Annotated in this window: 26 protein-coding genes and 2 pseudogenes; 2 read left to right on the forward strand and 26 right to left on the reverse strand. The window is 38.0% G+C overall.

What is annotated here, in order from left to right:
• Window positions 1–115: 115 nt before the first annotated feature.
• The 16 genes and pseudogenes from BMZ41_RS12700 to BMZ41_RS12775 all read right to left on the reverse strand — a co-directional run bounded on the left by BMZ41_RS12700 (window position 116) and on the right by BMZ41_RS12775 (window position 12,334).
• A complete protein-coding gene (locus BMZ41_RS12700) occupies window positions 116–730 on the reverse strand; it encodes a hypothetical protein (RefSeq protein WP_090530194.1) in 615 nt (204 codons plus the stop codon).
• Window positions 731–777: 47 nt separating this feature from the next.
• Complete coding sequence (locus BMZ41_RS12705; protein WP_242942067.1) at window positions 778–2,019, reverse strand: DegT/DnrJ/EryC1/StrS family aminotransferase; 1,242 nt, start codon at window positions 2,017–2,019, stop codon at window positions 778–780.
• 63 nt (window positions 2,020–2,082) lie between these two features.
• On the reverse strand, window positions 2,083–3,021 hold the full coding sequence (locus tag BMZ41_RS12710) for a glycosyltransferase family 2 protein (protein ID WP_090530197.1): 939 nt from the start codon (window positions 3,019–3,021) through the stop codon (window positions 2,083–2,085).
• 110 nt (window positions 3,022–3,131) lie between these two features.
• Complete coding sequence (locus BMZ41_RS12715) at window positions 3,132–3,863, reverse strand: glycosyltransferase family 2 protein (protein ID WP_090166869.1); 732 nt, start codon at window positions 3,861–3,863, stop codon at window positions 3,132–3,134.
• Between the two features lie 32 nt (window positions 3,864–3,895).
• On the reverse strand, window positions 3,896–4,534 hold the full coding sequence (locus tag BMZ41_RS12720; protein WP_090166871.1) for a sugar transferase: 639 nt from the start codon (window positions 4,532–4,534) through the stop codon (window positions 3,896–3,898).
• Between the two features lie 2 nt (window positions 4,535–4,536).
• Window positions 4,537–5,037, reverse strand: coding sequence for a pyridoxamine 5'-phosphate oxidase family protein (locus BMZ41_RS12725; RefSeq protein WP_090166873.1), 501 nt, complete (start codon window positions 5,035–5,037; stop codon window positions 4,537–4,539).
• A 101-nt stretch (window positions 5,038–5,138) separates the two neighbouring features.
• Window positions 5,139–5,592: pseudogene (locus BMZ41_RS12730) on the reverse strand (superoxide dismutase).
• A 204-nt stretch (window positions 5,593–5,796) separates the two neighbouring features.
• Complete coding sequence (locus tag BMZ41_RS12735; RefSeq protein ID WP_090530200.1) at window positions 5,797–7,770, reverse strand: polysaccharide biosynthesis protein; 1,974 nt, start codon at window positions 7,768–7,770, stop codon at window positions 5,797–5,799.
• Between the two features lie 158 nt (window positions 7,771–7,928).
• The gene (locus tag BMZ41_RS12740) at window positions 7,929–8,354 is read right to left on the reverse strand and encodes a type II toxin-antitoxin system HicB family antitoxin (protein ID WP_090166882.1); all 426 of its coding nucleotides are present in this window, start codon (window positions 8,352–8,354) and stop codon (window positions 7,929–7,931) included.
• A gap of 57 nt (window positions 8,355–8,411) precedes the next feature.
• Window positions 8,412–8,582 carry a type II toxin-antitoxin system HicA family toxin gene (locus BMZ41_RS12745; RefSeq protein ID WP_090166884.1) on the reverse strand — a complete coding sequence of 57 codons (171 nt, stop codon included), beginning with the start codon at window positions 8,580–8,582 and terminating at the stop codon, window positions 8,412–8,414.
• Between the two features lie 48 nt (window positions 8,583–8,630).
• Window positions 8,631–8,963, reverse strand: a complete 333-nt coding sequence (locus BMZ41_RS12750) for a hypothetical protein (protein ID WP_177184229.1) — start codon at window positions 8,961–8,963, stop codon at window positions 8,631–8,633.
• 5 nt (window positions 8,964–8,968) lie between these two features.
• Window positions 8,969–9,598, reverse strand: a complete 630-nt coding sequence (locus BMZ41_RS12755) for a flavin reductase (protein ID WP_090530311.1) — start codon at window positions 9,596–9,598, stop codon at window positions 8,969–8,971.
• A gap of 28 nt (window positions 9,599–9,626) precedes the next feature.
• A complete protein-coding gene (locus tag BMZ41_RS12760) occupies window positions 9,627–10,016 on the reverse strand; it encodes an HI0074 family nucleotidyltransferase substrate-binding subunit (RefSeq protein WP_090530203.1) in 390 nt (129 codons plus the stop codon).
• A complete protein-coding gene (locus BMZ41_RS12765; RefSeq protein ID WP_242942065.1) occupies window positions 10,003–10,293 on the reverse strand; it encodes a nucleotidyltransferase family protein in 291 nt (96 codons plus the stop codon). Before BMZ41_RS12765 ends, BMZ41_RS12760 begins: the two co-directional genes overlap by 14 nt.
• 155 nt (window positions 10,294–10,448) lie before the next feature.
• Window positions 10,449–10,958 (reverse strand): hypothetical protein, encoded by a 510-nt coding sequence (locus tag BMZ41_RS12770; RefSeq protein WP_090530208.1) that lies wholly within the window; start codon window positions 10,956–10,958, stop codon window positions 10,449–10,451.
• Between the two features lie 107 nt (window positions 10,959–11,065).
• Entirely contained in the window at window positions 11,066–12,334 is a 1,269-nt protein-coding gene (locus tag BMZ41_RS12775; RefSeq protein WP_090530210.1) for an AAA family ATPase, read from the reverse strand.
• A 545-nt stretch (window positions 12,335–12,879) separates the two neighbouring features.
• On the opposite strand from BMZ41_RS12775, the gene BMZ41_RS12780 reads away from it, so the two are divergent.
• Entirely contained in the window at window positions 12,880–15,036 is a 2,157-nt protein-coding gene (locus tag BMZ41_RS12780) for a PHP domain-containing protein (protein ID WP_090530213.1), read from the forward strand.
• A 207-nt stretch (window positions 15,037–15,243) separates the two neighbouring features.
• Here the strand turns inward: BMZ41_RS12780 and BMZ41_RS12785 are convergent, their stop codons facing one another.
• The 8 genes and pseudogenes from BMZ41_RS12785 to BMZ41_RS15765 all read right to left on the reverse strand — a co-directional run bounded on the left by BMZ41_RS12785 (window position 15,244) and on the right by BMZ41_RS15765 (window position 22,504).
• Complete coding sequence (locus BMZ41_RS12785) at window positions 15,244–15,948, reverse strand: hypothetical protein (protein WP_090530216.1); 705 nt, start codon at window positions 15,946–15,948, stop codon at window positions 15,244–15,246.
• Window positions 15,949–16,051: 103 nt separating this feature from the next.
• The gene (locus BMZ41_RS12790; protein WP_330388895.1) at window positions 16,052–16,519 is read right to left on the reverse strand and encodes a sugar transferase; all 468 of its coding nucleotides are present in this window, start codon (window positions 16,517–16,519) and stop codon (window positions 16,052–16,054) included.
• A 190-nt stretch (window positions 16,520–16,709) separates the two neighbouring features.
• Window positions 16,710–17,066, reverse strand: a complete 357-nt coding sequence (locus BMZ41_RS12795; protein ID WP_090530222.1) for a 4-fold beta flower protein — start codon at window positions 17,064–17,066, stop codon at window positions 16,710–16,712.
• A gap of 2 nt (window positions 17,067–17,068) precedes the next feature.
• Complete coding sequence (locus BMZ41_RS12800; RefSeq protein ID WP_090530225.1) at window positions 17,069–18,805, reverse strand: hypothetical protein; 1,737 nt, start codon at window positions 18,803–18,805, stop codon at window positions 17,069–17,071.
• Window positions 18,806–19,039: 234 nt separating this feature from the next.
• Entirely contained in the window at window positions 19,040–19,345 is a 306-nt protein-coding gene (locus BMZ41_RS12805; protein ID WP_090530227.1) for a glycosyltransferase family protein, read from the reverse strand.
• A gap of 153 nt (window positions 19,346–19,498) precedes the next feature.
• On the reverse strand, window positions 19,499–20,545 hold the full coding sequence (rfbG, locus tag BMZ41_RS12810; protein ID WP_242942066.1) for a CDP-glucose 4,6-dehydratase: 1,047 nt from the start codon (window positions 20,543–20,545) through the stop codon (window positions 19,499–19,501).
• A gap of 147 nt (window positions 20,546–20,692) precedes the next feature.
• Complete coding sequence (locus BMZ41_RS12815) at window positions 20,693–21,193, reverse strand: GNAT family N-acetyltransferase (RefSeq protein ID WP_090530232.1); 501 nt, start codon at window positions 21,191–21,193, stop codon at window positions 20,693–20,695.
• Between the two features lie 416 nt (window positions 21,194–21,609).
• Window positions 21,610–22,504: pseudogene (locus BMZ41_RS15765) on the reverse strand (acyltransferase).
• Between the two features lie 246 nt (window positions 22,505–22,750).
• On the opposite strand from BMZ41_RS15765, the gene BMZ41_RS12825 reads away from it, so the two are divergent.
• Window positions 22,751–23,308 (forward strand): hypothetical protein, encoded by a 558-nt coding sequence (locus BMZ41_RS12825; RefSeq protein WP_090530235.1) that lies wholly within the window; start codon window positions 22,751–22,753, stop codon window positions 23,306–23,308.
• A gap of 44 nt (window positions 23,309–23,352) precedes the next feature.
• Here BMZ41_RS12825 and BMZ41_RS12830 read toward each other — a convergent pair whose 3' ends face one another.
• Window positions 23,353–24,492, reverse strand: coding sequence for a glycosyltransferase (locus BMZ41_RS12830; protein ID WP_090530238.1), 1,140 nt, complete (start codon window positions 24,490–24,492; stop codon window positions 23,353–23,355).
• Between the two features lie 38 nt (window positions 24,493–24,530).
• Window positions 24,531–25,394, reverse strand: coding sequence for an NAD-dependent epimerase/dehydratase family protein (locus BMZ41_RS12835; RefSeq protein ID WP_090530241.1), 864 nt, complete (start codon window positions 25,392–25,394; stop codon window positions 24,531–24,533).
• Window positions 25,395–25,396 lie beyond the last annotated feature (2 nt).

The raw sequence follows: 25,396 nt of genomic DNA on the forward strand, positions 1-25,396 counted from the left end.
CAAGTTATTATAACATTTTTAAAAGCTTTTCCTCAATACAATAAAAAAGCCTGCGGCAGGCGCCACAGGCTCATAATCCAAAATCAATTCTTCAAATCAAATAATAAACAATCTCTTAGTACAATACACCAGCAGGAATATTCACATTGTACCACACACCATCAACCTCGACTTTATTGGACTTCAAATCACTATTGGTGATAGCCTGAATGCCAAGGGCATCCATGAAAAACTCAAAAGTCTCTGCATAACCTTCATCCATTGTAGGCTGATTTGTCATAGGACCAGTGATGTGATAACTGCGAGTATCTCCACAAGAGCCATAAGTGATGTTTGTCTTCATCCAGTTCTCAACTGCCTTAACCTTCTGAGCGTCAGTCATGTCATCAGTAACGATAGTTCCGAGAACATCTATCGCAAAAATCTTATAAGCAATATTATCTGTCTCAGCATTAACCTGTGATGCAAGCACATCCTTAGTAATCTTTACAATACGTCCCTCTTCTACTCCGAAGAACTTGTAGTGATTATAGAGAGCTGCTGCATCATCGCCATAAGCTGCCTTTACATCTGCATAGCGTGCAGCGTAATCTGCTGCAGGGAAATTCTCCTGAGTGATGTCATAGTTATAAACCTTAGCCTCAGCGGTCACTGGGTGAGCTATGAATGCAACACATGCTAAAGACAGAAACAAACAACCTGCTACAATCTTATTAATATATTTCTTCATAAATCCTCCTTCTAGGCTTACAAATATTACATTTTGATTATAACACACTATTCAAAACAAGCCCTAACAACTTCGATGATTCTATCCTGCTGCTCAGGTGTCATCTTGTTATCAGATGGTAGGCAAAGACCTCTCTCGAAGATGTCTACGCCTCTATCTAAAAGCTTACCATCCTTACCCATTACGCCGCCTGCTATGTAGGCATTTGTAACTGCACGTCCATTTCCCTCACGTGTGATGAATGGATTGAGACGGTAAATTGGCTGCATATGCATTGGCTTCCAGATTGGACGACCTTCGCAGTTGATGCTGGCGATTGCCTGAAGAATCTCTGTTGGACAACTCTTGCCATGCTCTGGTGTGAAGAGCGCTTCGTGCTCGCCACGAACCTGTGGACACATAGCATCTGCATCAATGATGAGACATGAAAGCCAGTAGTTTGGCTCTGAGTTCTCAAGATCCATAGGATTCATCTGAACTGGAAGTCCCTTGAAGCCTTCCTTATATCTTTCGTAAATCGCCTTCTTCTGTGCGATGTGCTCCTCCAGATATGGAAGCTGACCGCGTATAACTCCGGCGATTACATTGCTCATTCTATAGTTGTAACCAAGCTCCTCATGCTGATACCATGCTGCAGCTTCGCGAGCCTGTGTAGACCACTTACGAACCTTATCTGCAGCCTCCTTAGAATTTGTAAGGAAGCATCCACCTGAAGAACCAGTAATGATTTTATTTCCATTAAATGAGATAGTGTTGTAGCTACCGAATGTACCTGTCTGAGCGCCCTTGTATGTGGCACCGAAAGACTCTGCTGCATCCTCGATAAGGATAGCACCGTGTTCCTTAACGATAGCACCAATCTCATCAAGCTTTCCAGGTGTACCATAAAGGTGTGCACAAACAACAACCTTTACTTCTGGATATATCTCGAATGCCTTCTTTAAAGCAACTGGATCCATGTTCCATGTATCATCTTCTGTGTCGATGAAAACAGGAATACCTCCTTCGTAAACTACAGGGTTAACTGTGGCATCGAAAGTCATATCTGTACAGAAAACCTTGTGTCCCTCGAGGCAACCATGGCCAACCTCTGGCATACCGTATGCTTCGATACCAGCTAGCTTCATTGAAAGATGAAGTGATGCTGTACCTGCTGAAAGACCAACAGCATATTTCACGCCGACCTTCTCTGCACATAGCTTCTCAACCTCAGTGATGTTTGTTCCTGCTGTAGTCATCCAGTTGGTGTCATATGCCTCCTGAATGTATTTAAGCTCCTCGCCATGCATGGTAGGAGTAGCAAGGAAAACCTTTTCCTCAAACTTTTCAATATTCTTTGTGTACACTAAAAACTACCTCTCTTCTTGTACTAAGTACTTAGGACGATTCTTTGTCTCAAGATATGCCTTTGCAAGATACTCGCCAAGAATACCCATGCATAAAAGCTGAATACCTGAAACCAAAAGAATTATACAAACCATTGATGGCCATCCACTGGTAGGATCTCCAAAAATCAACGTACGAACAATGATGACTATAATAAACACAAATGCCACCAGGCACATAATCAAACCAAAGATAGATGCCATGATGAGTGGTGTGGTGGAGAATGCTACGATACCATCAATCGCATAAATGAAAAGCTTCCAGAAAGACCATTTTGTCTCGCCGGCAACACGCTCAACATTTTCAAACTCCAGCCATTTGCGCTTGAATCCAACCCAGCCGAAGATGCCCTTTGAGAATCGATTATACTCCTTCATTGAAAGAATTGCATCAACCACCTTGCGGGTCATCATCTGGTAATCGCGGGCACCGTCAACAATATCTGCATTAGAAATCTTATTCATGAGGCGATAGAACTTTCTAGCAAACCATGAACGAATAGGTGGCTCGCCCTTTCTATCTACGCGGCGTGTAGCAACGCACTCGTACTCGCCTGACTCGATGTAAGAAAGCATCTCTGGGAGCATGGCAGGTGGATCCTGCAAATCTGCATCCATGATAACTACGTAATCACCCTTTGACTTTTCAAGACCGGCATAGATACCTGCCTCCTTACCAAAGTTACGCGAAAACGATACATAGTGAACTCTGTCATCCTTAGCAGAAAGCTCTCGGAACACGCCGAGTGTGTTATCCCTGGAGCCATCATCTACAAACACAAACTCTAAATCTACAGGGTTAAGTTTTCCCTCTTTTTCTAAATCTATAATCGCCTGATAGAACAATGGTAGTGACTCCTGCTCGTTGTAGCAAGGCACTACGATTGTCAGTAATTTTTTGTCCATATAAAAACCTTTTCCAATTATGAATTTTTCTTAATGTATTATATCACAACCCCCGTGTGATTCAATAAGCCTGCGCCCCAGGAAGATTTTGCTATATTCCCAGCCAACTTTTACTCATCTAAGAATGCCTGAAGCTCCTCTGGTGTGCCCAGTACGTGAACTCTCTTTGGATCGATGTCAGAAATGTAAATTTCTCCACCCTTTGACAGCAGGTAATCGTACAATGGTGCCACGTACTTCTCGCCGTTTACAAGCTCCTGTGTCTTGCTGTAGTACTCGTTGTATAAATCCTCGTAAAGTCCACAGGTCTTGAAGTAATACGCACCAAGTGTGCAGTAATTAGAGATACGCTGCTTTTCCTTAATTTCTACTACCTTGCCAGCCTCGTCTAATCTTACAAAGCTCCAGTGATCTCCCTCTGCCTGGAAGCATGGGATAAAGCCATCACCCTTAAGCTCTGCGGAATTCATCTCGCCGGCCTCTACATATGTATCAATGTTGTAAATTAAAAGTGCATTGTCTCTATCCCAGAACTGGGCTGCCTTCATAGCTGTAGTAGCCTGACCATCTGTAAGATAATCAAGCACAATTACATGATAATTCTTGATGCCAAGCTCCTGACATTTTCCGCTAATGAAAGCCTCAACATCAGCTGCCTCATCCTTCATAGCGATGAAAACATACTGATTCACTTCATTTTTGTAGCCTTCTAAGCTGATGAGTGACCACTCAAACAAAGTCTTGCCCTTTGCCTCAATCATGTATTTAGGCACTGTGTAGCCCATCTTTCTAAAACGTGAGCCGAGGCCCCCCATTGTAATTACTATGTCGATTTTACTCATGACATTATTCTCCTTTGTAAACTGTTTATTAATTAAAAAGGTGCTTTCCACTGGCTCGTTACACCCTCAGGTGTTCCAGTGAATGCCTCCATTGTAGCCGATGTTTCTGAGCTAATGCCCTCTTTCTTCAATACCGTATTTACGGTATCAATTATTATCTGAATATCTAATGCGAAGGACACGTTACGAGTGTACCAGACGTCCATGGCGAATTTATCTTCCCAGGATACGCTGTTGCGACCGTGAGCCTGCGCGTAGCCAGTGAGGCCGGGGCGCACATCATGGCGGTGGCGCTGCTCCTCATTATAAAGCGGAAGATATTGTACAAGCAGCGGACGTGGGCCAATAATTGCCATATGTCCCACGAGAATATTAAAAAGTTCTGGTAACTCATCTAACGATGTGCTTCGTAAAAATCTGCCGTACTTGTTCAAACGCACCTCATCTGGCAAAAGCTGTCCTGACGCATCCTTTCGGTTATCCATGGTGCGGAACTTTACTAATTTAAAAACTCGCTCGTGGTATCCAGGCCTTGCCTGAGTGAAGAAGGGATTGCCGCCCATGAAGATGGTTCCCAAGACTATCAGTATCACTAAAAGTGGCGACAACACGACTATCCCTACTAATGCCAATACAAAATCTATTAATCGCTTAAAACATTTTGCATACATAATTATTTATCATTCTCCTGCCCTGGAAGAGGCCTGAACTTTCCTGTCAGCTCCTCCACATCTATCTTCATAACTGTGACTATAGAAACCATACGTTCATCAAATGTGAACTCGTCCTTACCTGTCTGTGTTTTCATTATAGCCTGCAGTCCCTTATCTTTTTCCGCCGGGTCATCCACAAAGGTAATCTTTCCGGTTCCCATAAGGCATTCATAGCTTACTCCATATTGGCATGCCATCCTGCCTTCAAAAGGCTCAGCATAAAGCTCCATTGTGAAACAGCACTCTGGATTCTTTCTCATAATATCCAGCTTCCTGCCGGTGTGCCCACTATGAAGATAAAGAATGTAATGTCCATCAGACTCGTCTCTTGCGACACCATAGTTCATAGGCACCACATATGGTTTTCCATCATCCACCAGGCCTAGGTGAAGGTATAAGCAATTGTTCAGTATGTGGTCTATCTTATTTGGGTCAGTAATTTCCCGTTCTCGTCGTGTCATTTATCTCTCCACTTTATAAAATCACAAATAGTGGGGACAGAAAATTTCCCCACTATTGATATGACATAATCTATTATTTTTCTGACAATTAGCGCACAAAATTATCCTATTATCTCTTCATATCTTGCGCTGACCTTCCTCCAGTCCAGCACTTCGAAAAATTCCTTAATGTAATCTGCTCTAAGATTCTTATATTTAAGATAATATGCATGCTCCCAAACATCCAATGCAACAAGAGGAATCATGCCGGTTCCCTCGGAAATTGGATTGTCCTGATTGCCTGTTTTAGAAACTGCAAGCTTTCCCGATTTGTCTGTAGAAAGCCATGCCCACCCAGAACCAAACTGTGTGGTAGCTGCTGTGGTGAGCTGCTCCTTAAGTGCATCAAGTCCTCCAAAAGTCTTATCAATAGCCTCTGCCAGCCTTCTCAGCCAGCTCATTAAAAGTCTTTGTATATGTAGCATGGTGTTTGCCATGGTGAGTCTCCACAGTGAGCTTGTCAATGTGTGGCTCGAGAGCATCTGTTGCATATGGCAATTTAATCTGTTCGTACATTGTAAAAACCCTCCCTTGTGTTATAAATTTTTATTAATTATACACTATTTTGAGCCTCTATTGCCAACTATTAGTTCCTCAACTAGCCTCTATAATTCTAAGTTGAGCATCAGCTACACTAAGGCATCTCATTACGTGCCCCATGCCGATATTAGGATTTGCATCTGCTCTAAAAACTATGTCGTAATTATTGTTCATTTAGTATTATTTACCTGCATCAGAGTTTCTAAAGGTAACAACAGTCTCCTTAATCTTCTTCACAGTGCCCTCAGCCTCATTAGCGTAGGCCAACTTCATTAGCTCACCGAGCTGTCCGATAAAAGCAAGCGAATCAAACTTTATAGGCTCTGCAACGTGAATCATGTGATTCTCAGTTTCCTTAAGGCCTTCCTCGCTCATGAGCTTTTCTTCGTAGAGCTTCTCGCCTGGACGAAGACCGATTTCCTTGATTTCGATATCGATATCAGGACGAAGACCTGCAAGCTCAATCATGTTGCGAGCCAAGTCAAGAATCTTAACTGGCTCACCCATATCAAGAACGAAGATTTCTCCTCCAGATGCATTGGCTCCTGCTTTAAGCACAAGCGAAACCGCCTCTGGAATAGTCATGAAATATCGGATGATATCCCTGTGTGTAAGGGTAACTGGGCCACCCTCGGCAATCTGCTTTTTAAACAGAGGTACAACCGATCCGTTAGAACCAAGTACATTTCCAAAACGTACTGCCACATACTCAGTATGACCTGTACCTGCTACAACCTTTCCCATCTCATTGCTGTCCACATCCACCTGATGTGTGATAAGACATGGGAGCTTATCCTCCTGATGAGTCTGCACCATGTAATCAAATGTCTGGATTATCATTTCGCATATACGTTTTGTGGCGCCCATAACATTTGTAGGGTTAACAGCCTTATCTGTGCTGATAAGGACGAATCTGTCACAGCCATATTTCATGGCAGCATAAGCAGTTTTGTAGGTTCCCACCGCATTATTCTTGATAGCCTCGCAAGGGCTGTCCTCCATAAGTGGTACATGCTTGTGAGCCGCTGCGTGGTAGCAAATATTTGGTCTGTATGTCTCAAAAACTGACTCGATACGACGAGCATCACGAACCGAACCAATCAAAGTAACTAAATCAAGATATGGATATTTCTTCTTAAGCTCCAGCTGAATGTCGTAGGCATTATTTTCATATACATCGAAAATAATGAGCTGCTTTGGCTGATACTTTGCAATCTGTCGACAAAGCTCTGAACCGATAGAACCGCCACCGCCTGTAACAAGAACGACCTTGCCCTGAAGCTGAGCAGCCACATCCTCCTGGTGGAGGCTGATAGGATCGCGTCCAAGAACATCCTCGATAGTGATGTTCTGAAGATTTCCAGCACTGATAATTCCAGCCTTCTCAGCATACATATTGGGAAGCTGCTTGATTTTACAATTTGTCTGCTGGCAAATGTTAATCAGATTACGCTTCTCGCTAGGACTGAGGCTTGCTATCGCAATGAAGATTTCCTCGATGCCATAATCCTCTACAGCCTTGAGAATCTTATCTCTTCCACCAATAACCGCCACGCCGTCAATGTAGCGTCCCCACTTGTTAGAGTTGTCATCGATGATAGCCGCAATCTTTGAATTGCCATGGGCTCCGCCATCTACAAAATTTACATCGCGTAGAATCATACGACCAGCAGAACCGGCGCCAATAAGGAGTACCTTCTTCTCATCCTGCAACGCCACGTTCTGATTAGTGCGCATAAGAAGGACAAATCGATACGAAAATCTAATCATCACCGCGAAGAAAAACTGGAAGCCGATACCGAATACGTAATATGAAATTGGCATTCGCTGAATAAAAGCTGTAACAACAACCACCTTACAGAATATCGTAATTACGGTAGCGTAAATCAAACGCTTCAACTCAAAGAAGCTGGCGAATCGCCAAATACTGCGATAAAGTCCGAGCAACTTATAAACTACCACTGTAAAAATCGCATAAGGAACGATGATGCGATAATACATGGATAAATACTGCCAGCCAATATGGGTAAAACGGCAGTCAAATCTAAGCCATAAGGCCAAAAAATATGACAGTATAACTGTCAGCAAATCATATATTAAGAGCAAGTAGGCAATGAATTGCCAGTGTTTTATTCTCTCTAAAAATTTAAGCATTATGTGTTAACCTCTTTTGTCATGATAATTATCAAGGTATATTTTAGCATACTTCGATAAAACGGGCGAGACTATATGTCTCTATTGTTCTAGTGTTTCGCAACACACAAAAGAGCTAGTCGGCCTGACCGCTACTAGCTCTTTTAAAAAGACAAATTTTAATTGTTTATATTGTAATTTAAATTAAGGAGTTTTGCAATTGCATCCTGCAATACCCTAGAATAATTTAATCCAGCTTGATCCGCTTTTACTGTCATCCAATATGGTATAGTACAATTTTTTCGTACTGCACGATTGTCATATTGCTTTCTATACTCAGTAAGATCTACATCTACCATTGTCTGCAACCCATCTGAATAATCAAATACTTCCTTGTTAGCCTTTGCTTTTTTTACCGCTTCTTTATAGTTAGAAGATTTTGGCAAATCATCTTCTTTATCCATACAGGCTATACCTATGTAATCTCTAGCCATTTCAATTGCATCTGCCAAATCCTTACCTTCAGTATAACCATCTAAGTCGGGAATAAATACTAAAAAATCTTCCCCATACTCTTTAATTAATACTGGATAAGCAACTTTCATAGTAATTTCCCCTTTCTAATCTAAGCTAAATGACAGAGATACCAAGTAAGGTAGGGATTAAATCCCCGCCTTCTTGATAATCTGCTTTGCCGTTATCTCATTGAGTTCTTTATGTCTCGGCACAACTAACTGAATATTTCCATTAGTATAAATATCATGACCTCCACCATGTCTCAACAGATAATAGCCAGCATTTTCAAGGTTTTTAATTAAAATTTGTCTTTTCATCTTGCCACCTCGAAAACGGAATATTTAATTCATTTATAATTATACGCATTATATACGCATTGTCAAATGCCATTCTATTCTCACATAATCTTTACCATACACATAAACATCTGGATGCCAAGTTACTACCTGCCTACCTCTGCAGAAAAGCATGAAAAAAATATTGGCGTTTTTATCATTTATCTCGATTGGTTCAATTCTTGCACCTTGATTTTGTTCGTACTTTTCCTGAGTGTAATCTGTCTGTGCACCTGCAATGTTCTTCTCTTTATAAGAAATCCCTGCCTCATCCAATAATTGTTTGAGGCAGAGATTTTCGTGCTCTAGTTGTTCTATTTGCTGTTTCAGTTCAGATATTTGCTGTTGATATGATTCCATCACTTTTCTTATCTCACAACCTTCTCAAAGTCCGCCTTTGGATGCTTGCAAATCGGACAGATGAAATCATCAGGCAATTCCTCGCCCACATACTCATATCCGCATATGCGGCATCTCCAAACTGTCTCGCCCTTTGGTGTGGTTCCAACAGCCTCAGGCTTTGGCTTGATATTATTCTGGTAATATTCATATGTGACTGATGGTACATCAGAAAGCACAGTCATAAATGTAGGCTCACAGATAAACAGTGTATGCGAACCTAAATCAACTGTCTCCACAACCTTCAGCGAAAAGTATGCATTAGTTCCAGCAACAATATATGGGATTCCATTATCTGCCTGTTTGTAATTCTCCTTTGGATAATCAGCAAACTTATCTATATCACGACCTGACTGAAATCCAAAATGCTTGAACAAGTCAAAGGCAGCATCCTGACTAATGACAGAAATGTTGCAAGCGCCAGTTTCTTTCACCATATCGTGAGTGAAATTCGCCTTGTTAATTGCTACGGAAATACGATTGGGCTCCGATGCCACCTGAATAGCTGTGTTGATGATACAGCCATTAGCTCTGCCATTACGCACCGCTGTGCATACAAACAAACCATAGGATAACTTGAACATTGCCTTAGTGTTCATTTCTGCCATAATAAACCCCTCCTTTTAATTACAACCAATTTGAATCCATTTCATCCTTTAAGTCTTGGAACATTTTCACATATTTTTGCTTGGAATTATTGATAATGCTCTTTGCAATAGCCTCGTTATAAGAATGTGCGACATTATTTCTATCAACAAGTGCAGCCAACCATATCTCTTCATCGTTTATCAATCCCGCACTGTACGCTGCTTTGATAATTTGTCTTGGGGAACCTGTCTTAAAATCCATATATCCCCCATTTTCCATTATCTCTTTTATAGCTTTCCATGCTTGTTCAAAACATATTTCAAACAAACCTACCATACCAGTAAGCTCAACAGCACCTACCGGTTCTTCATAATCATAAATATGCTTCAAATTATTAAGTGCATTTGCAAAATTCTCATATTTTTTCATATATTACTATTCCTTCTTTTTTTATCGATTCCAATAGTTCTTTTTGCACAGGACGCTCTAAGTCGATAATATCGAATTTTAGTAACGTATCTATTTCTTCATCCACTTCTAAAATAAATGCGTTAGAATCCCCGCCACAAAAAGCTAAATCTATATCGCTTCTTTCTTTATAATCTCCCCTAGCCCTAGAGCCAAATAATATTACTTTATCTACTTTATTCCTTTTAGCAGCCTTAATGATTTCTTCACATATATTCTTTTTTAACCCGTTTTCCACAGAGTCTACCTCCCAACAACAAATAAAAAAGCCAGCGTCGCAAACAGGATGCTATGCGGAAACTAAGTCCTAATTATTCCTGAACAAGAGTCACGTGGCTAGCTATAAATTATTATATTTTATGGGGTAGTTATTCGCAAGTTGCTTACACAAGCCTACCATCCCATTGGAAGATCAAGCTTCCTAATGAAATTCGACACATCCATACGCATAGCCCCTGTAACTGACTTAGAAGATTTGATATAAACTTTACCTAACTCCGACCTTATGCTTACATAAGAACCGTCATCCCTGTATATCTTCATTTCCTCTGGTGGATTTTTAAGGATACTCAATGGATTGTTCATCTTTTTCAATGCTTGAATTTCACTATCAATCATATAGAATTCAATATCAGTTATCTTTCTTGGTTTCTTCAACCCCTTTGTGCGGGAACTACCATCAGTATTTTTAAATCTATCTGCAAATATAACGTCATCACGCATCCTATTGAGCAGATCTGCTATATCAAGAATATTTGTAATAGCTTTCCCAGAAAGAACACCTTCGACTACCTTGCGATATTCATCTGAAGTTACTTCAATACCCATCTGCTCTTTGTCTGGATTCTGTTTAAATGTTTTTCCATTTTCGTATTTTATGCTGTATGTGTAGTTTAGTCTCATATTAATAGTTCCCCAACCACTAAGCCAACTTTATTTTACACTGCTTTCCATAGCAGGAAATCGCATATCTGAGAATAGTTTTGTATCCTTCGTATTTTAATTGACTATCATATTTTTTCTGTATAAGCTGGCTTATCTTTGAAGTAATTCCATACTTCATCACGAAATGCTATTCTGATAGAATTGTTAGGAATTTTCAAAGGCATTAAAGGCATTTCTTCTGTAACCGTTTTTGATAAATAGCCTGTTTCAACTAAAGCAGACCAGATATTTTCTCCACTTTCAAGAATCCTATGATAAGGAATATTGTCATTTATTGTGCAATCAATTGTATCTCCAGCTAACAGTCGTTCGAATTTCTCGTTAACATCCTCAGTCTTTCCTAGGAAACTATGTATCAGTGTAAGAGATGTTTCTGATGTATTAACCCAATAACTCTTTGGGCCCATCGCCTCACTATATGTATCATCTAAAATAGAACGGACATACAACAATACATCCCATGGGCAGTACATCTTTGTTCTACCAAAAATATATCCATCATACCATTCTGCAACAGTATCATACCTATCTGATATTCCGGCATCTTTCAATATTTTTATAACATCTTCATCAGTGAAACCAATATACGAAGCAAAACTAGGTGATAGAATAGTATAAGGAATAATATTATTTACGCCCGTATAAGTACTATTTTTCACAGTAAACAGGCACCCCGAAAGCATTACCGCCTTGACATTCTCGTTAGTCTTGCAAACATAACTGAGCATATGCTCTATCATGTCTCTAACCTTATCGTAAGCATCTGTTCCCAAAGCCTTTGCCATAGGCACATCATACTCATCGATAATGACAAATACCGGCTTACCATAATACTGCTTCAACATTTGACATATCAAATCAATTGCTCTTTCAGTATTTGCCTGATCCGTCTCTTGCGCCCAAAGCTTTTTAAATAGACTCCTATTTACATCACTTATATTTGGATTATCATCTTCTACAAGAAACTTATTATCTTCGCAAAGCTTAGAAATCGCTATAGAAAACGCCTGATTAATAGAGTCAATATCTTCCCCGAATATCTCTTTTAACGAAATAAAGACAACTGGATATTGATTCATATACTCTGCGACAACATCTGAGTGCTTCATTATATCAAGTCCATCAAAGATATCTCTACTATCCTGTCTAATATCGAGGAAGTCTCTGAACATAGTCATAGTTAAAGTCTTTCCAAATCTTCGAGGGCGCGCAAATAAAACTGCTTTATCGAATTTATCTACTAGATATTCTTTAAGCATTTCTGTTTTATCTATGTAATATGCTTTATTCTCTCTAAGCTCTCTAAAGCTGTCATATGAGGATTTTATGTTCATTTCAGATACTCCTTTTATGTTTATGATATTAGCATAGTTTTTTCACTTAATACAATAAACTTAATTTTTTATCCGCGAACTCAAAAATGAACTCATATCATTTGAGTTTCCATACAATATATTTGTATTCACTTGAGTACCATACCTACCTGCACACTCTATGGACAGGTCTACCCAAGTTCTTAATGCCACTCGATAATGCGTGTAAGGAATGATTATAATTGGTATATACACTGGCTAATATCATATTAACATATTTAACTCCAAATATATTAAAGCTGTAATGAGATTAGTAAACAATGTTTTTCTCGTTCTTTTTATATTTGATATTGAAAATACCGTTTTGATATTAGACAATATAATTAATATCGATGAAGAAGATAGTCAGTAACAAACCCAATGTTAGCTCTATATTATCTCAGCAATATTACTCATATTTTTAATAAGGGATTTAATAGTCTATTAAGATTCTTCGAATTCACATAATAAAAACTATAGGAATTCTGATATTTAAAAAGAATTTCTTTTTTGAGAAGGGAGATATAATGAATAAGCAATTAAAAATGGATTTACATATCCACACTCCAGCATCTAAATGTTATTTGGATGAAAAAACAGATGAAACATATATGAATATACTAAAAGAGGCTGTCAAGAAGAACGTAAATATAATTGCAATTACCGATCATAATACTATTGCCGGCTATAAACATTTCTTTGAAATTAAAGACTCTCTAGATAATGAAAAAAATATACTATCTCAATATCAAAATGAAACTGAGACAATAAAAAATCGCTTAAAAGCAATTGAAGAAATATTAGATTTATACAAAAAAGTTTGGATTCTCCCTGGGGTAGAGATTACTTTAAATCCAGGTGTTCACATAATTGTGATTACATCAAATGATAGAGCTGATGACTTGTCGTGTCTATTGGACGACATTGGATATAATGACAATATGAGAGGTGCTGATTCAGATGGACTACCCAATATAGACATTCATAATTTCTTAGAATTGCCTTCGTTAAATGATAAAATTGTATTTGCCCCTCATATTGACAGTGACAAAGGCATATATAAAGAACTGGGTGGCTTATACAGAGCGGATGTTTTTAAATCTGATATTATTTGTGCTGTTTCTTGTAATTCATCCACTCAACTAGAGAAAGTTCAAAAATTAATTAAAAATGACACGAATTATCGAAGAAATTATGTTTGGGCATATTTAAATGCTTCAGATGCACATAGAATTGAGGATGTTGGGAAAAAGACTTCATTTGCTAAACTTGAGACTAAGACATTTGAAGCATTAAAAAACGCGTTGATGAATTCAACAGAATTTATTTCTGATATAGAAAATCAAGACATTGAAATGTTTATAAAATCACTAGTTAAACGTCAGCGTGCGATAATGATATCCAATGACAACAACTTACAAAATGAATTTGTTAAAGTTATATGTGCAGCGTTAAATAGTGAGTATCGTTGCATTATATTGGGTGTAGATAAAGACGCAAGAATTGTAGGAACAACTATTTCTAGAGATGAGCTTGATAAATTAGTTGATAATTCTAGAAAAGATATCGTTAATTTTCAGAACAACCCTGTCGGTGTGATTACAGAACAATTGGGAAATGCCAGATATGTTCATGTTGTTCTTTTAAAAAATCCTGCGACGGCGCTTTGTTATATAAAATCAAGCGATGAGGTTTATGTGTATTCTAAAGAAACACGGAAAGCGAAAATATCAGACATTGAATATATTGTTCAAAATAGATTGTTATCCGGATTAGAAAAGTTTCAAGAAAAAAATGATAATACAATATCAGAGATAAAAGACAATCTCAACACAGTTCAATACCCCGTAGAAAAATACAAACTTTTTAAAACACTAGAAAATGGCATGCGGTATTTGGCAACTTTAGTAAAATATAAACATGTTGAATCAATGAATAATCCTAATATGTGGGATACCTTTAGAGTTGGAAACGCTAATGGAGCAGTGTTTATGGCAAAAAATGAAGAGGTTGTGTTGGATTATGCCGTTTTAAGATTTTCATGTCCTAGAAGTTGCAATGAATATTCAGAAGAAATATTAAATAATATGTTTATTGTTAATAGTTCTTGTTTAGTAATCACGAATAAAGGCGGAACATATTTATTAGAAATTGATGAAACGGATAAATCAAAGTATTATCTTGATAGTGAAGCTGATTATCTATGTATTAAAATAACTGATGAACAAACATTAAATAACTATACATTGATAGCTTGGCTGAAATCCAAGGCTTTTCTCTGGTATATAACAAGATTAACAGGAACGACTAAACTTTATCTCCCAAGAGTTTATAATTCTATCATTGTTCCAAATCTTAAATGTTTAAATCCGAAGAGTGAAGTGGAAAAAATATCTAAAAAAATATTGGAAGCTGAGAAATCTTTTCTAAAAGAAAAAGATTTAATAGAATCTAATGCTCAAAATGATATGGAAAATGAAGAGAAATATATAGATGAGCTAAATAATCTTATTAATATATATAATAGCACCGTAAATGGAATGGTTAATCAAATTGATGAAATCATTTTTAATGAGCTAAGAATAAACGAACGGCAAAAAGACATTATTAACAATGATTTAGTTGCATTTGGATTAGCAGTTCAACTTCTTGAAGATGACAATAATCCAGTCCCTGCTAATTAGTCAAGGCTTTTAAAAATCTCGAGCCTTTGAAAAAATCTTGATTGGGTCTTCTATGATAAAATTTTTAAATATCAAGGAGGCCCATTTTATTGCAAACAAGAGATGTGACGTTTATAAGTTATTGACTTACATCTTGTTGATTTATACTTAAAACTGACCCGGGGCAAGCTTAAGTATTAATCAACAACTACCAGCAGTGTCCCCTATCTAATCTAACAATTGTTGATATTCTCTAACTATATCTCTCCACAGCTTATCAAAAGCCCTTCGGTCATCTTCGCAGCATTTCAAAACTCCAAAAGTACAACTCTCACTTGGATGCGTATTTATAGCTAATGTAGTAAGAAAATATTCTAAATTACTCGCAAAGTTAGCTATATCTATATTGTTGTAGACACTAGATTCTCCCCTTAATTTCCTATGCTGTGCTATTATTCTAAGTTGCTTAACGCCTACGTCTAGTTCATCAATAATACTTAATTCAAACGGCTTTGTCCAAAAGCACTCATCCATTACATTAAAATTATGTTCATTAAAAACTTGTAAATATTCTTGTTTTATCGCCTTCTCATTAAGAAGATTATAGATTCTTTGTTCGTGTTCATATTTCATAGCTAATAATTGATTCACATCGAAATTACCAGAATCTATTATTTTATGATGATTAGGGCAACATAATATCAAATTATCTATAGCGTTTGCTTCAGCATTCGTTAATTGTGGATTATAACGCGCACTTCCTGGCTCTAACCCCTGAATATGGCAAATATTACTTGTGTTAATTCCATTTGTAACTAACTGATTATTACATCCTCGAAATTCACACTGATTTCCAGATTTTGCATAGAGTTCTTTTACGACATTCAATGGTATACTTCTTTTCATATTCTTCACCACATCTCCATTAATCATTTAACTCCGATACTTTTACCCATCTGTCATTGTTTCCTATTAACATCCACTCCAGGACAGTTCATACGAACAATAAAAATGAATACTAATCAAATCGGCGCCTCTACTTCGGCGCCTTCCAGCTACTCTCCACCCCATCAGGCGTCCCTGTAAACGCCTCCATGGTAGCCGAAGTCTCCGAGCTGATTCCCTCCTTCTTCACCACCGACTTCACAGTATCAATCAAGATCTGCACATCCAGCCCGAAGGACACATTCATTGCATACCACACATCCATGGCAAACTTATCCTCCCAAGACACGCTGTTTCGCCCGTGAACCTGCGCATAGCCAGTGAGCCCCAGACGCACATCATGACGGTGACGCTGCTCCTCATTGTAAAGCGGAAGATACTTCACCAGCAAAGGTCGTGGCCCAACAATCGCCATATGCCCCACAAGGATATTGAAAAGCTCTGGCAACTCATCCAACGACGTGCCGCGCAAAAATCTTCCATACTTATTCAATCGCACCTCATCTGGAAGCAACTGCCCTGACGCATCCCTACGATTATCCATTGTGCGGAATTTCACCTACTTAAATACACGCTCATGATATCTAGATTATTATGCGACCATTCCTACCCGCCCACTCCGTGGCCAGGTCCACCCGAGCTCCCTAGACCACTCGCTAGCGCGAGCAAGGAAGGATTGTAATCGGCTTCGCCGATGGATAGATACATTCCTTATATAATAAGATCCATTATCATAAGGGATTATTTTACTACTGCATAAAGAAGCGTTCACCTGAAAGAGGAGACCAATTCAAACTGTCTATCGCTTTTGCATATGGTACATGGCGAACACACTTTACTGGTTTTATCTGTTTTACACCTTTTGCAGGCTTGATCTTTTTTATTGGTTTAGCTGGTCCGCTACCTCTAGTATTATCTGTAAAAAACACACAATACCCATTCTTATCACGAACCCATCCCCTTTCAAATCTGCCAAGTTGAGTCCCTCTATAGCTATATACAATACTGTCATATAAGTACGCTACAGGTGTACCACTATAAAGATATATCCCCTCATTATCATCAGTATAAGCCACAGCTCTCCCTGTACAATCATAAAAAGTCATATCTAGCTCCTAATACTATATATTATATCAATATCATCTATTGTTAGCTCATTCTTTTCATCAGTATCGTTAATAATTGTTTCCATATAAACTTGAGCATCAATTAACACATTTGTAACCGTACTAAGTCCTTGTGTTCCTATCATTCTATATATTAAATCCATTATTATTTCATCAACATAACTATGTAAATGTTCAACTAAGGGAACGATATTTTCTGCAGCCTCACCTGAGTGTATTATCGCATTTCTTACTCGGTAAAGGCGTTGAATATGCCAAACTATTCTTTTTTCATATCTTTGTAGTTCTGTAATCAGAGTCTTTTTGTCTTTAAATACATCATCATATAACTGACACATTCGACTTCTAATCAAAGGATAGTTTGCCAAATAAATGCATGCTTTTTTCCGCGCTTCTTCATACTTCTTTAATGATAATAAACAAGCTATTTTGTATTCCTCTGTCCCATCTTCATCTATTAATCCAATCAAAGCTCTATAGTCATGCTCTTCAAGATTCCCTTTCAAATAATCGTGCATTTCATGCACTATTACGTTTATATAGTTTCTTTTTAAGATTGGAATAACATTCTTTAGTATTTGTCTAATTTTACTACTACCACTTTCCCCTTCATCAACACCTATTATCTCCATAACTGACCATAAATTCAGAAAAGCTTTGTTTATGTCCAAGCTTGAAATAGCTGTATTGTGAGTGCGTATTATATTATCTATTCTATATAAATCATTTTGTGCAGCATTTTTCAGCAAATGAGTGATAACCCACTCGGAGTTTTGCCCAAGTGTTTTATCATCATAATCTTTAGAATAGAAATGTCTATCCTGCATTATTGGAACAATAGATTTACCTCTAAGTGATGAAACGACATAACAGTTCTTTACAACCTTCATTTTTTCTCGATTACCGAGAAAACGGTAATACCTCATGAACAAATCAAAATCCCCGTACGCTCTTCCTGCTGCCCCATAGGAATCAAGTGCCGTCTCAACTATACAAACACATACTTGTTTACTCTTATCATATTTAAGCGGTATATCTAATTCACCAGTCTCAAAAGATAGATTCAATCTCTCCTCTAAAATACTTTTAAAGATTTCAATCTTCTTATCAACCACAAAATAGACCTCGTAATCATTATCAATTCCTGTAAACTTATCAAGAAATGATTCAAAATTATCTATACTAACAGCTTTGTTAGCGAACGTTTTCTTACATTCGTTATAAATATATTGATTATTGTAACCCATATTTATCAACATTGTTATGTAGCAACGCAATGCTTGCTCAATCTTTTTCTTTTCTCTAGGATTCTTTACTGTCGCTTTAAGTGTATCCTTAGACCATCTAGGATATTCTGACATAACATGAATAAGATAGTGCATTGTTCTTCGCTGTTCATGTATTGAATTTCCTTTAAGTCTACCAATAAAATATTTTATTTGTCTCTCCGAGAAATGCTCTTTAACTACAATATCTTTTTCGAAAGACTCTGTAAACTCCTCTAATATATTCGTCAAATGAACTTGTTCTATCAACCCTTTTTCAACTTGATTGTACACATTTAAAAATTCATATGCCAACAAAAAAGAATTATACACTGGCACTTTATATATATGAGACGTGTATCTCATGAGCATTTCTTCTATCCTTTGAACACAATAAAGCACTCCATCATGACTCGTCTTTCCACCAGCATTGCCAATAATCGAAAACCTCATATACTCCCCCTAGCCAAAAGATATTTATAACGTAATCTATAGTTTCAAAGTACTTATACAGTTTTATAAAATTATTTCCTACCCCAAATGCCTCAGCACCCCATCCACGGCATCCTCTACATCATAATGCTCTTCCAAATACTTAAACCCAGCATCCCCCAGCACACTTAAGTCTGCATCTAACGCCGCATTCACACACTCTACAAATGCATCAGCATAATTGCTTGGGCACCACTAGCCGAAGCCTCCGCTCTCTATTACGGTGCCAACATCTGTGCTTACATCTGTTGCTGCAATAACTGGCACTCTTGACTGCATATAGCAAAGCAATCTGCTTGGAAAATTTGGAATTGTGAAATTGTAATCTAAAAAGATTAAACCAACATCGCAGGCACTTACCAACAAATCGTAATCATCTTTCGGCAATCTCTTCATTACTTTTACGTGTGCCGGATTCTCACTATCTACATAGTTCTGAATCTTATACTGATCTGTACCATCCCTAGTTTTCCCTAATAGCTTTTCTGTCAGCCTCTTCACCTAATCATTCTACTCCTAGACAACAATGTAACTAGCTATATTGAATAGAATTATAACACCATTCCCGCCCACTCCGTGGCCAGGTCTGCCCGAGCTCCCCAGACCACTCGCTGACGCGAGCAAGGATGGATCATAATCGGCTTCGCCGATAAATCATCTCTCCCCCACAAACTCCCCAATCTGCCTATCCATCACAGCCCCTACATCCTCGCCATTAAGATAAGCCACCGACCACTCAACAATCTTCTCCATAGTAGTCTCAACGTTCCAAACAGGCTTCCAGCCAAATGTTGTCTTCAGCTTGCTGCAATCCAACTTGAGGAAATTAGCCTCATGAGGTCCGCCATCATGCTTGTTAACCCAACTGGCTCCGTTCAGTCCCGAACCAGACACACCCGATTCAACAGTCCCGTTCCACTTATCACAGAACAGCTGCACCAACTCACCAGTTGTCCAGCAATCACTATCATCAGGGCCAACATTGTAGCTTCCAGCCAGCGCCATATCCTTGTACTGTGCCTCAGCAATCATGAGGTAAGCCATAACAGGCTCGAGCACATGCTGATAAGGACGTGTAGAATATGGATTGCGCACAACAATCTCCTGACCAGCTGACACGGCACGGATGCAATCTGGAATGATTCTGTCGTTGGCAAAGTCACCACCGCCAATTACATTACCGGCGCGACATGTGGTAACCGCTGGTGCAACCACGCCATAAAGCTTCTCATATTCCTCATCGGTAAAGAACGAATTCTTGTAGCTTGAAGTAACCAACTCAGAGCATGACTTCAAATTAGAATAAGGATCAAATCCATTAAGCTCCTCATTCTCACGATACCCCCACTGCCACTCCTTGTTCAGATAAACCTTGTCAGTGGTAACATTCACAAACGAACGCACACTTGGTGTGCGACGAACAGCCTCGCAAATGTTAACCGTTCCCATAACATTAGTCTCATATGTATATACTGGATCCTTATATGAATCGCATACAATCGGTTGAGCCGCCATGTGAATCACAATCTCAGGCTTAACCTCTTCAAACACCTTAAGCAAATGTGCCAAGTCTCGGATATCTCCCTCTACAGGACTCATCTGTGAAGCCAAGCCAAGCATATCAAATAGCGATGGCTCTGTCGGTGCCTTCAATGCATAGCCTGTCACATCCGCGCCAGCATTAATAAGCGCCTTGCACATCCATGAGCCTTTGAAACCCGTGTGCCCTGTAACTAATATTCTTTTTTCCCTTGTAAAAATCCAAATTCATTTCAGTTATCCATTTTTGTTTTTGTGGTACCATTCCTCCCCAGGCCTCTGGCACTAATCTGCCACTAGCCACAACTACTACTCAGCCTTATTGTTAGAAACCTGATACCATATATACGAATCAATCTGCTCTTGTGTATATCCCCCTGCAATCTGCACCTCACTGGCTTCCACTTTTGGATAATTATTCTTATCGTAAAAGCTTAGTGCTCTTAAATTATCAGGAGCGACACACCAATAGACATTCTTCACTTTGTATTCATCAAAGGCTATGTTTATAATTTGCGCCATTGCCCATTTTGAGTATCCTTTACCCATTGCAGCTCGACCTACTGTAATTGCAAATTCTGCTGTAGTATCTGTTATATGCTTCAAACTAACCGTCCCCATGTAATAATCATTATCATCGACTATTGCTAGGTGTATATTATTAGCATCCTTACTATTTTTAATAAAAGCGATACAATCTTCCAATGTCTTCGCCGCAAAATTAGCCTGTAACTTTTCTACTACAAAATCATCATGCATCCATTCGAGCATAGGCTCAGCATCTCTTATCTCTAATGGTCTAAGTTTCATAATTATATTTCCTCCAGTAAAAACTTATTATTAGGGATTATTTTATCCTCAATCGCTACATATCCAATTCTCAACCCAACTGTTGAAATAATAAACCCTTAAACAGTTATATATGATTCTCTTAATCGAAGTGTGTAATAACTTTTTACTAAAAACAAATTCACACGATTATCTACAATCCTATTTATATTTTCATCAAATTTTGTTTAATGCCCTAAATTTCATATTCTACAATTGGTAAACAACTAAACTATATAATGTTTTAGTAAAGGTATTTGATTTATTATAGCTGATGCACCTAATGACAAAAACAACACAAAAACAGATATTACAGGAACAGACACAACAGCACTAAATGTTAATGTATTAAATTTTAAAACCTCCGATAATTTCTCAATAAAAAACACATGGATTAATTACACTCCAAACCCATATTTTGATATGGTTATTGCAAATTTATTCAATGTTTCACTTCTGTAGTCATGATATTTAACTAGTGTATGAATTGCTACTGCTTCACATACAACGTTAACATTAAAATTACCATAATAGTTATTGCAATATTGTTGAGTTCTTATTGCAATTATTGAATCAACAATTATTGTAAAAGCAAATCCTATTACACCAATTATATATACTATACACCTATACCTCTTCTCTATTTTCCTTTTATCAAGATAATACCCTAAAACGAAATAGAACGAAAATCCTAATACCATATTCATACACATAGAGGAAAGATTAGTATTAACCGCACCTACAACTTTAGCTGCAAAATCATTTTTATATGCAATGAAGTCGTTTGTAAGCTGAATAATCCAAGTTATAAAAATGGCAAATATAAAAGATAGCCCTAAAAAATATTTAGTTGTTTTCTCTTCAGACACAATCTTCTTTAAGAATGGTGTACACATATACATTCCTATTATCATTAATATGAACCACATATGATAATGTCCCACGACAATTGAATCTAAATGAGCCTTTAACCCATATAATACTCCGTTCTCAAGAGTATCCTTATTCATCAAATGCATAAAACAAACTCCAAAAAACGAATGCAACTACCATACGAAAAATATATTTACTAAATAACTTCTTTATAGAAATCTCCCTATTCAAAAACAAAGTTCCACTTATCATAAGAAAAATAGGAACGCCCCATCTAACTATGCTTTCGTAAAAATTAAAAACTTGCCATTCCAAACTATTTACGTCGGTACAAGCCCAATTAAATGCCGAAACATGTAAAACACAAACTGCAAAAACTGCAAAAAATCTTAAATAATCACAATAAACCTTCCTCTCCATATAGCCTCCATCAATTTAAAATTTCATTTTTATTTCTCGTACTATATTATTTCATAAACACTTTTAATTATCCAAAAAAATATATAAAAAATTATTTTCCCCATTACAGATGAAAACAGCTTAAAATCTTTGAACTTTCCGTGTTTTTTTCTCACCCCCATTGAATCGTAGAAAACTTTGTTCTATATTCTAACTAGGTGTATGTATTACTTGGAACTACAAAAAATAAATATGAGAGGTGAGTTTATGAAAAGATTTGCAAAGATTTTATCTTTATGCATGGCTACTGTATTTGCGATATCCACATTTACGATAAACAGCTATGCTATGTCAAAAGTTGCTGAAGAGCACCGACGTGATTTGACAGCTGAAGAAATTACAACAATCCAAACAATCTTCGTAGCAGATCATTATGGCAAACTATATCCTGATGTAGTAAAAGAATTAGGTAATGATCCAGGAGTTCTTTTTAACCACTTTATTACTTTTGGTATTTGGGAACAAAGACAGCCTTCTGCATGGTTCAATGTTGACGCTTATGCAAGCAGAAACTATGATTTACAACCAATATTCGGTGATGATATCATTGTATACTACATGCATTACTGCACAACCAAAAATGAGTGGAAAACAAGACCTACACCAACTAAGGAGGGTGCCCTCTGGGACAATGCAAACGTTTATAGTGTTTATGACTTTGTTAAAGGACAGCAGGGACCTAAAAAAGGAGCTATACCTGTAATGACACCTAATAGTCATCCTGGTGTGTACGTTGAACAATTACAAAATGATGAAAAGAAGTAAATCTAATAAAGGAGCATCCATAGGGATGCTCCTTAAATTTATTTCTATTCCCCCATTAATTTCTTTCTATCTTCAAGAACTCTTCTAAAAAACTCCTGTTGTTCAAAACCCTCTTCTACAAACTTGCGGCCTGCTTTACCCATGGACTTCAAATCAGCAGACATAATTCTTTTCATGGCTTCAATAAGCCCTACAACAGACTTCTTCTCAATAACATATCCAGAAACATCTTTTATCATTGCATCAGTTGGGCCCGGAATGTTTGTAACAATAACAGGAACTGCCATAGCCTCAGCCTCTACAACCCCCATGCCAAAGCCTTCTCGATAACTAGGCAATACATAGGTGTCCATTGCAGCCAAGTATCTCTCTACATCATTTACAAAACCTGCGAAAATCACTCTAGGTTCTTCCTTAGCCCATGTCATTAGTTCAGCATCAATAGTAACATCTGCTTCATCTGGACCAACGAATAGTAGGTAAGTTTTTTTCTCCACTGTCAATAAATCTTTTGCCGCAGCAAGCAATTCATTAATACCCTTATCCCTGGTAATTCGTCCTACATAGCCAAAAACAAATGCATCTTCAGGAATCTCCAGTTTCTCGCGAACTAAAGCTCGCCACTCCTGCTTATGTTCTACCTGAAACTTATCAAGCTTCACACCACAAGCACTGCCATTCCAGATAACAGAACCCTTATCTTCTGGATATAATCCCTCAGCATGAGAGAAGTCTAAATTGCTTTTGCTATCTGGCTCAATCCATGTTGCAGATGAACAAACATATTTCTCCACTGCTTTGAATATAGCTCTCTTAATTCCTGAAAATCCAACAAAAGCCATACCCCACTGGCAATAAAGCCTAACAGGTACCTTTGCCATCTTTCCAGCCATAGAAGCATATAATGATGCATTTGGAGTAGAGTACTGAATCATATCAAACTTCTGCTCCTTGAAAAATCTTTTCATTTCAAGCATCGCACCTATACCGGCAAAACTTATACCTCGCTCCATCTTTATTGGGTGATAATAAATATATTCTGGCAGATTAGCACCAAAATCCTTATCCTCATCACAAACAAAAGTAATATCCCAATCAGTATGCTCATGAATATATTTTGTACTTTCCAAAATAAACGCATTTATCGTAGATGGAACAGTAGTTATATAACAAATCTTTTTCAAGATAAAACCTCCAAATTAAGAAAAGAAGAAATGCTTCCTTACTTGGAAACAGTCCGCCTAATCCCCTCTTCAAAACTCACGACTCTATAATCTACTCCCTCAATATCAGATAACTCAGAAGCATACTCTATTCCGCCGTATGCCTTTATCGCCAAAGAAGTCCATGAAAGTAGACATGCTCCCAAGCCCAATAACTTAGACTGTTTTCTTTTCACTCCCAATCCAGCTGCAATAGCTGACATCAACTCTACGGCGCTGACCGCCTTGTCATCCTGAGGCATATATACACCTGCTTTGTGACCTTCAGCCAACCTATAAATCAACTCTACCAAATTATCAATGTAAATAACACTCTGCTTCACATTATTAAATGCAGAAGGTATCGCTGGTAACTTCCTGACTATAGAAGCAAACCCCGTAATGTATCCCCCCTTGCAATCCTTACCATATACATTTGGTGGTCTTACAACTGTGACTGTGAAAGACTCATCAGCCAACTCACCAAGAGCCAGCTCGGCCTCATATTTGCTTTTTCCATAGAGACTGGTAGGGCTAGGCACTGAAGCCGCGTCAATGACATTACGCACCAGTTTCTTTTCCACACCATACACGCCCATGGTACTGAGGAAAATAAACTGCTTTACACCAGCAGCCTTTGCAACCCTTGCGATCTCCACTGGCAAAACAGTATTAACCTGATGATACGTCTCCCAATCATTTATTGTCTTGTTATGTACAATAGCTGCTACGTGAATCACCACATCAACTCTTGTGAAATCAAAGTCACGCCACAAATCATTTCTGGCATCCACTTCCACAACTTCATTTCCAGAAGCCTCCAGAAACCTGGTGCCGATATGCTGTCCTATATAGCTGTCCTTACCAATTATTACAACCTTCATTA

This window comes from Pseudobutyrivibrio sp. UC1225 (genome assembly GCF_900115215.1).
GTDB lineage: Bacteria > Bacillota > Clostridia > Lachnospirales > Lachnospiraceae > Pseudobutyrivibrio.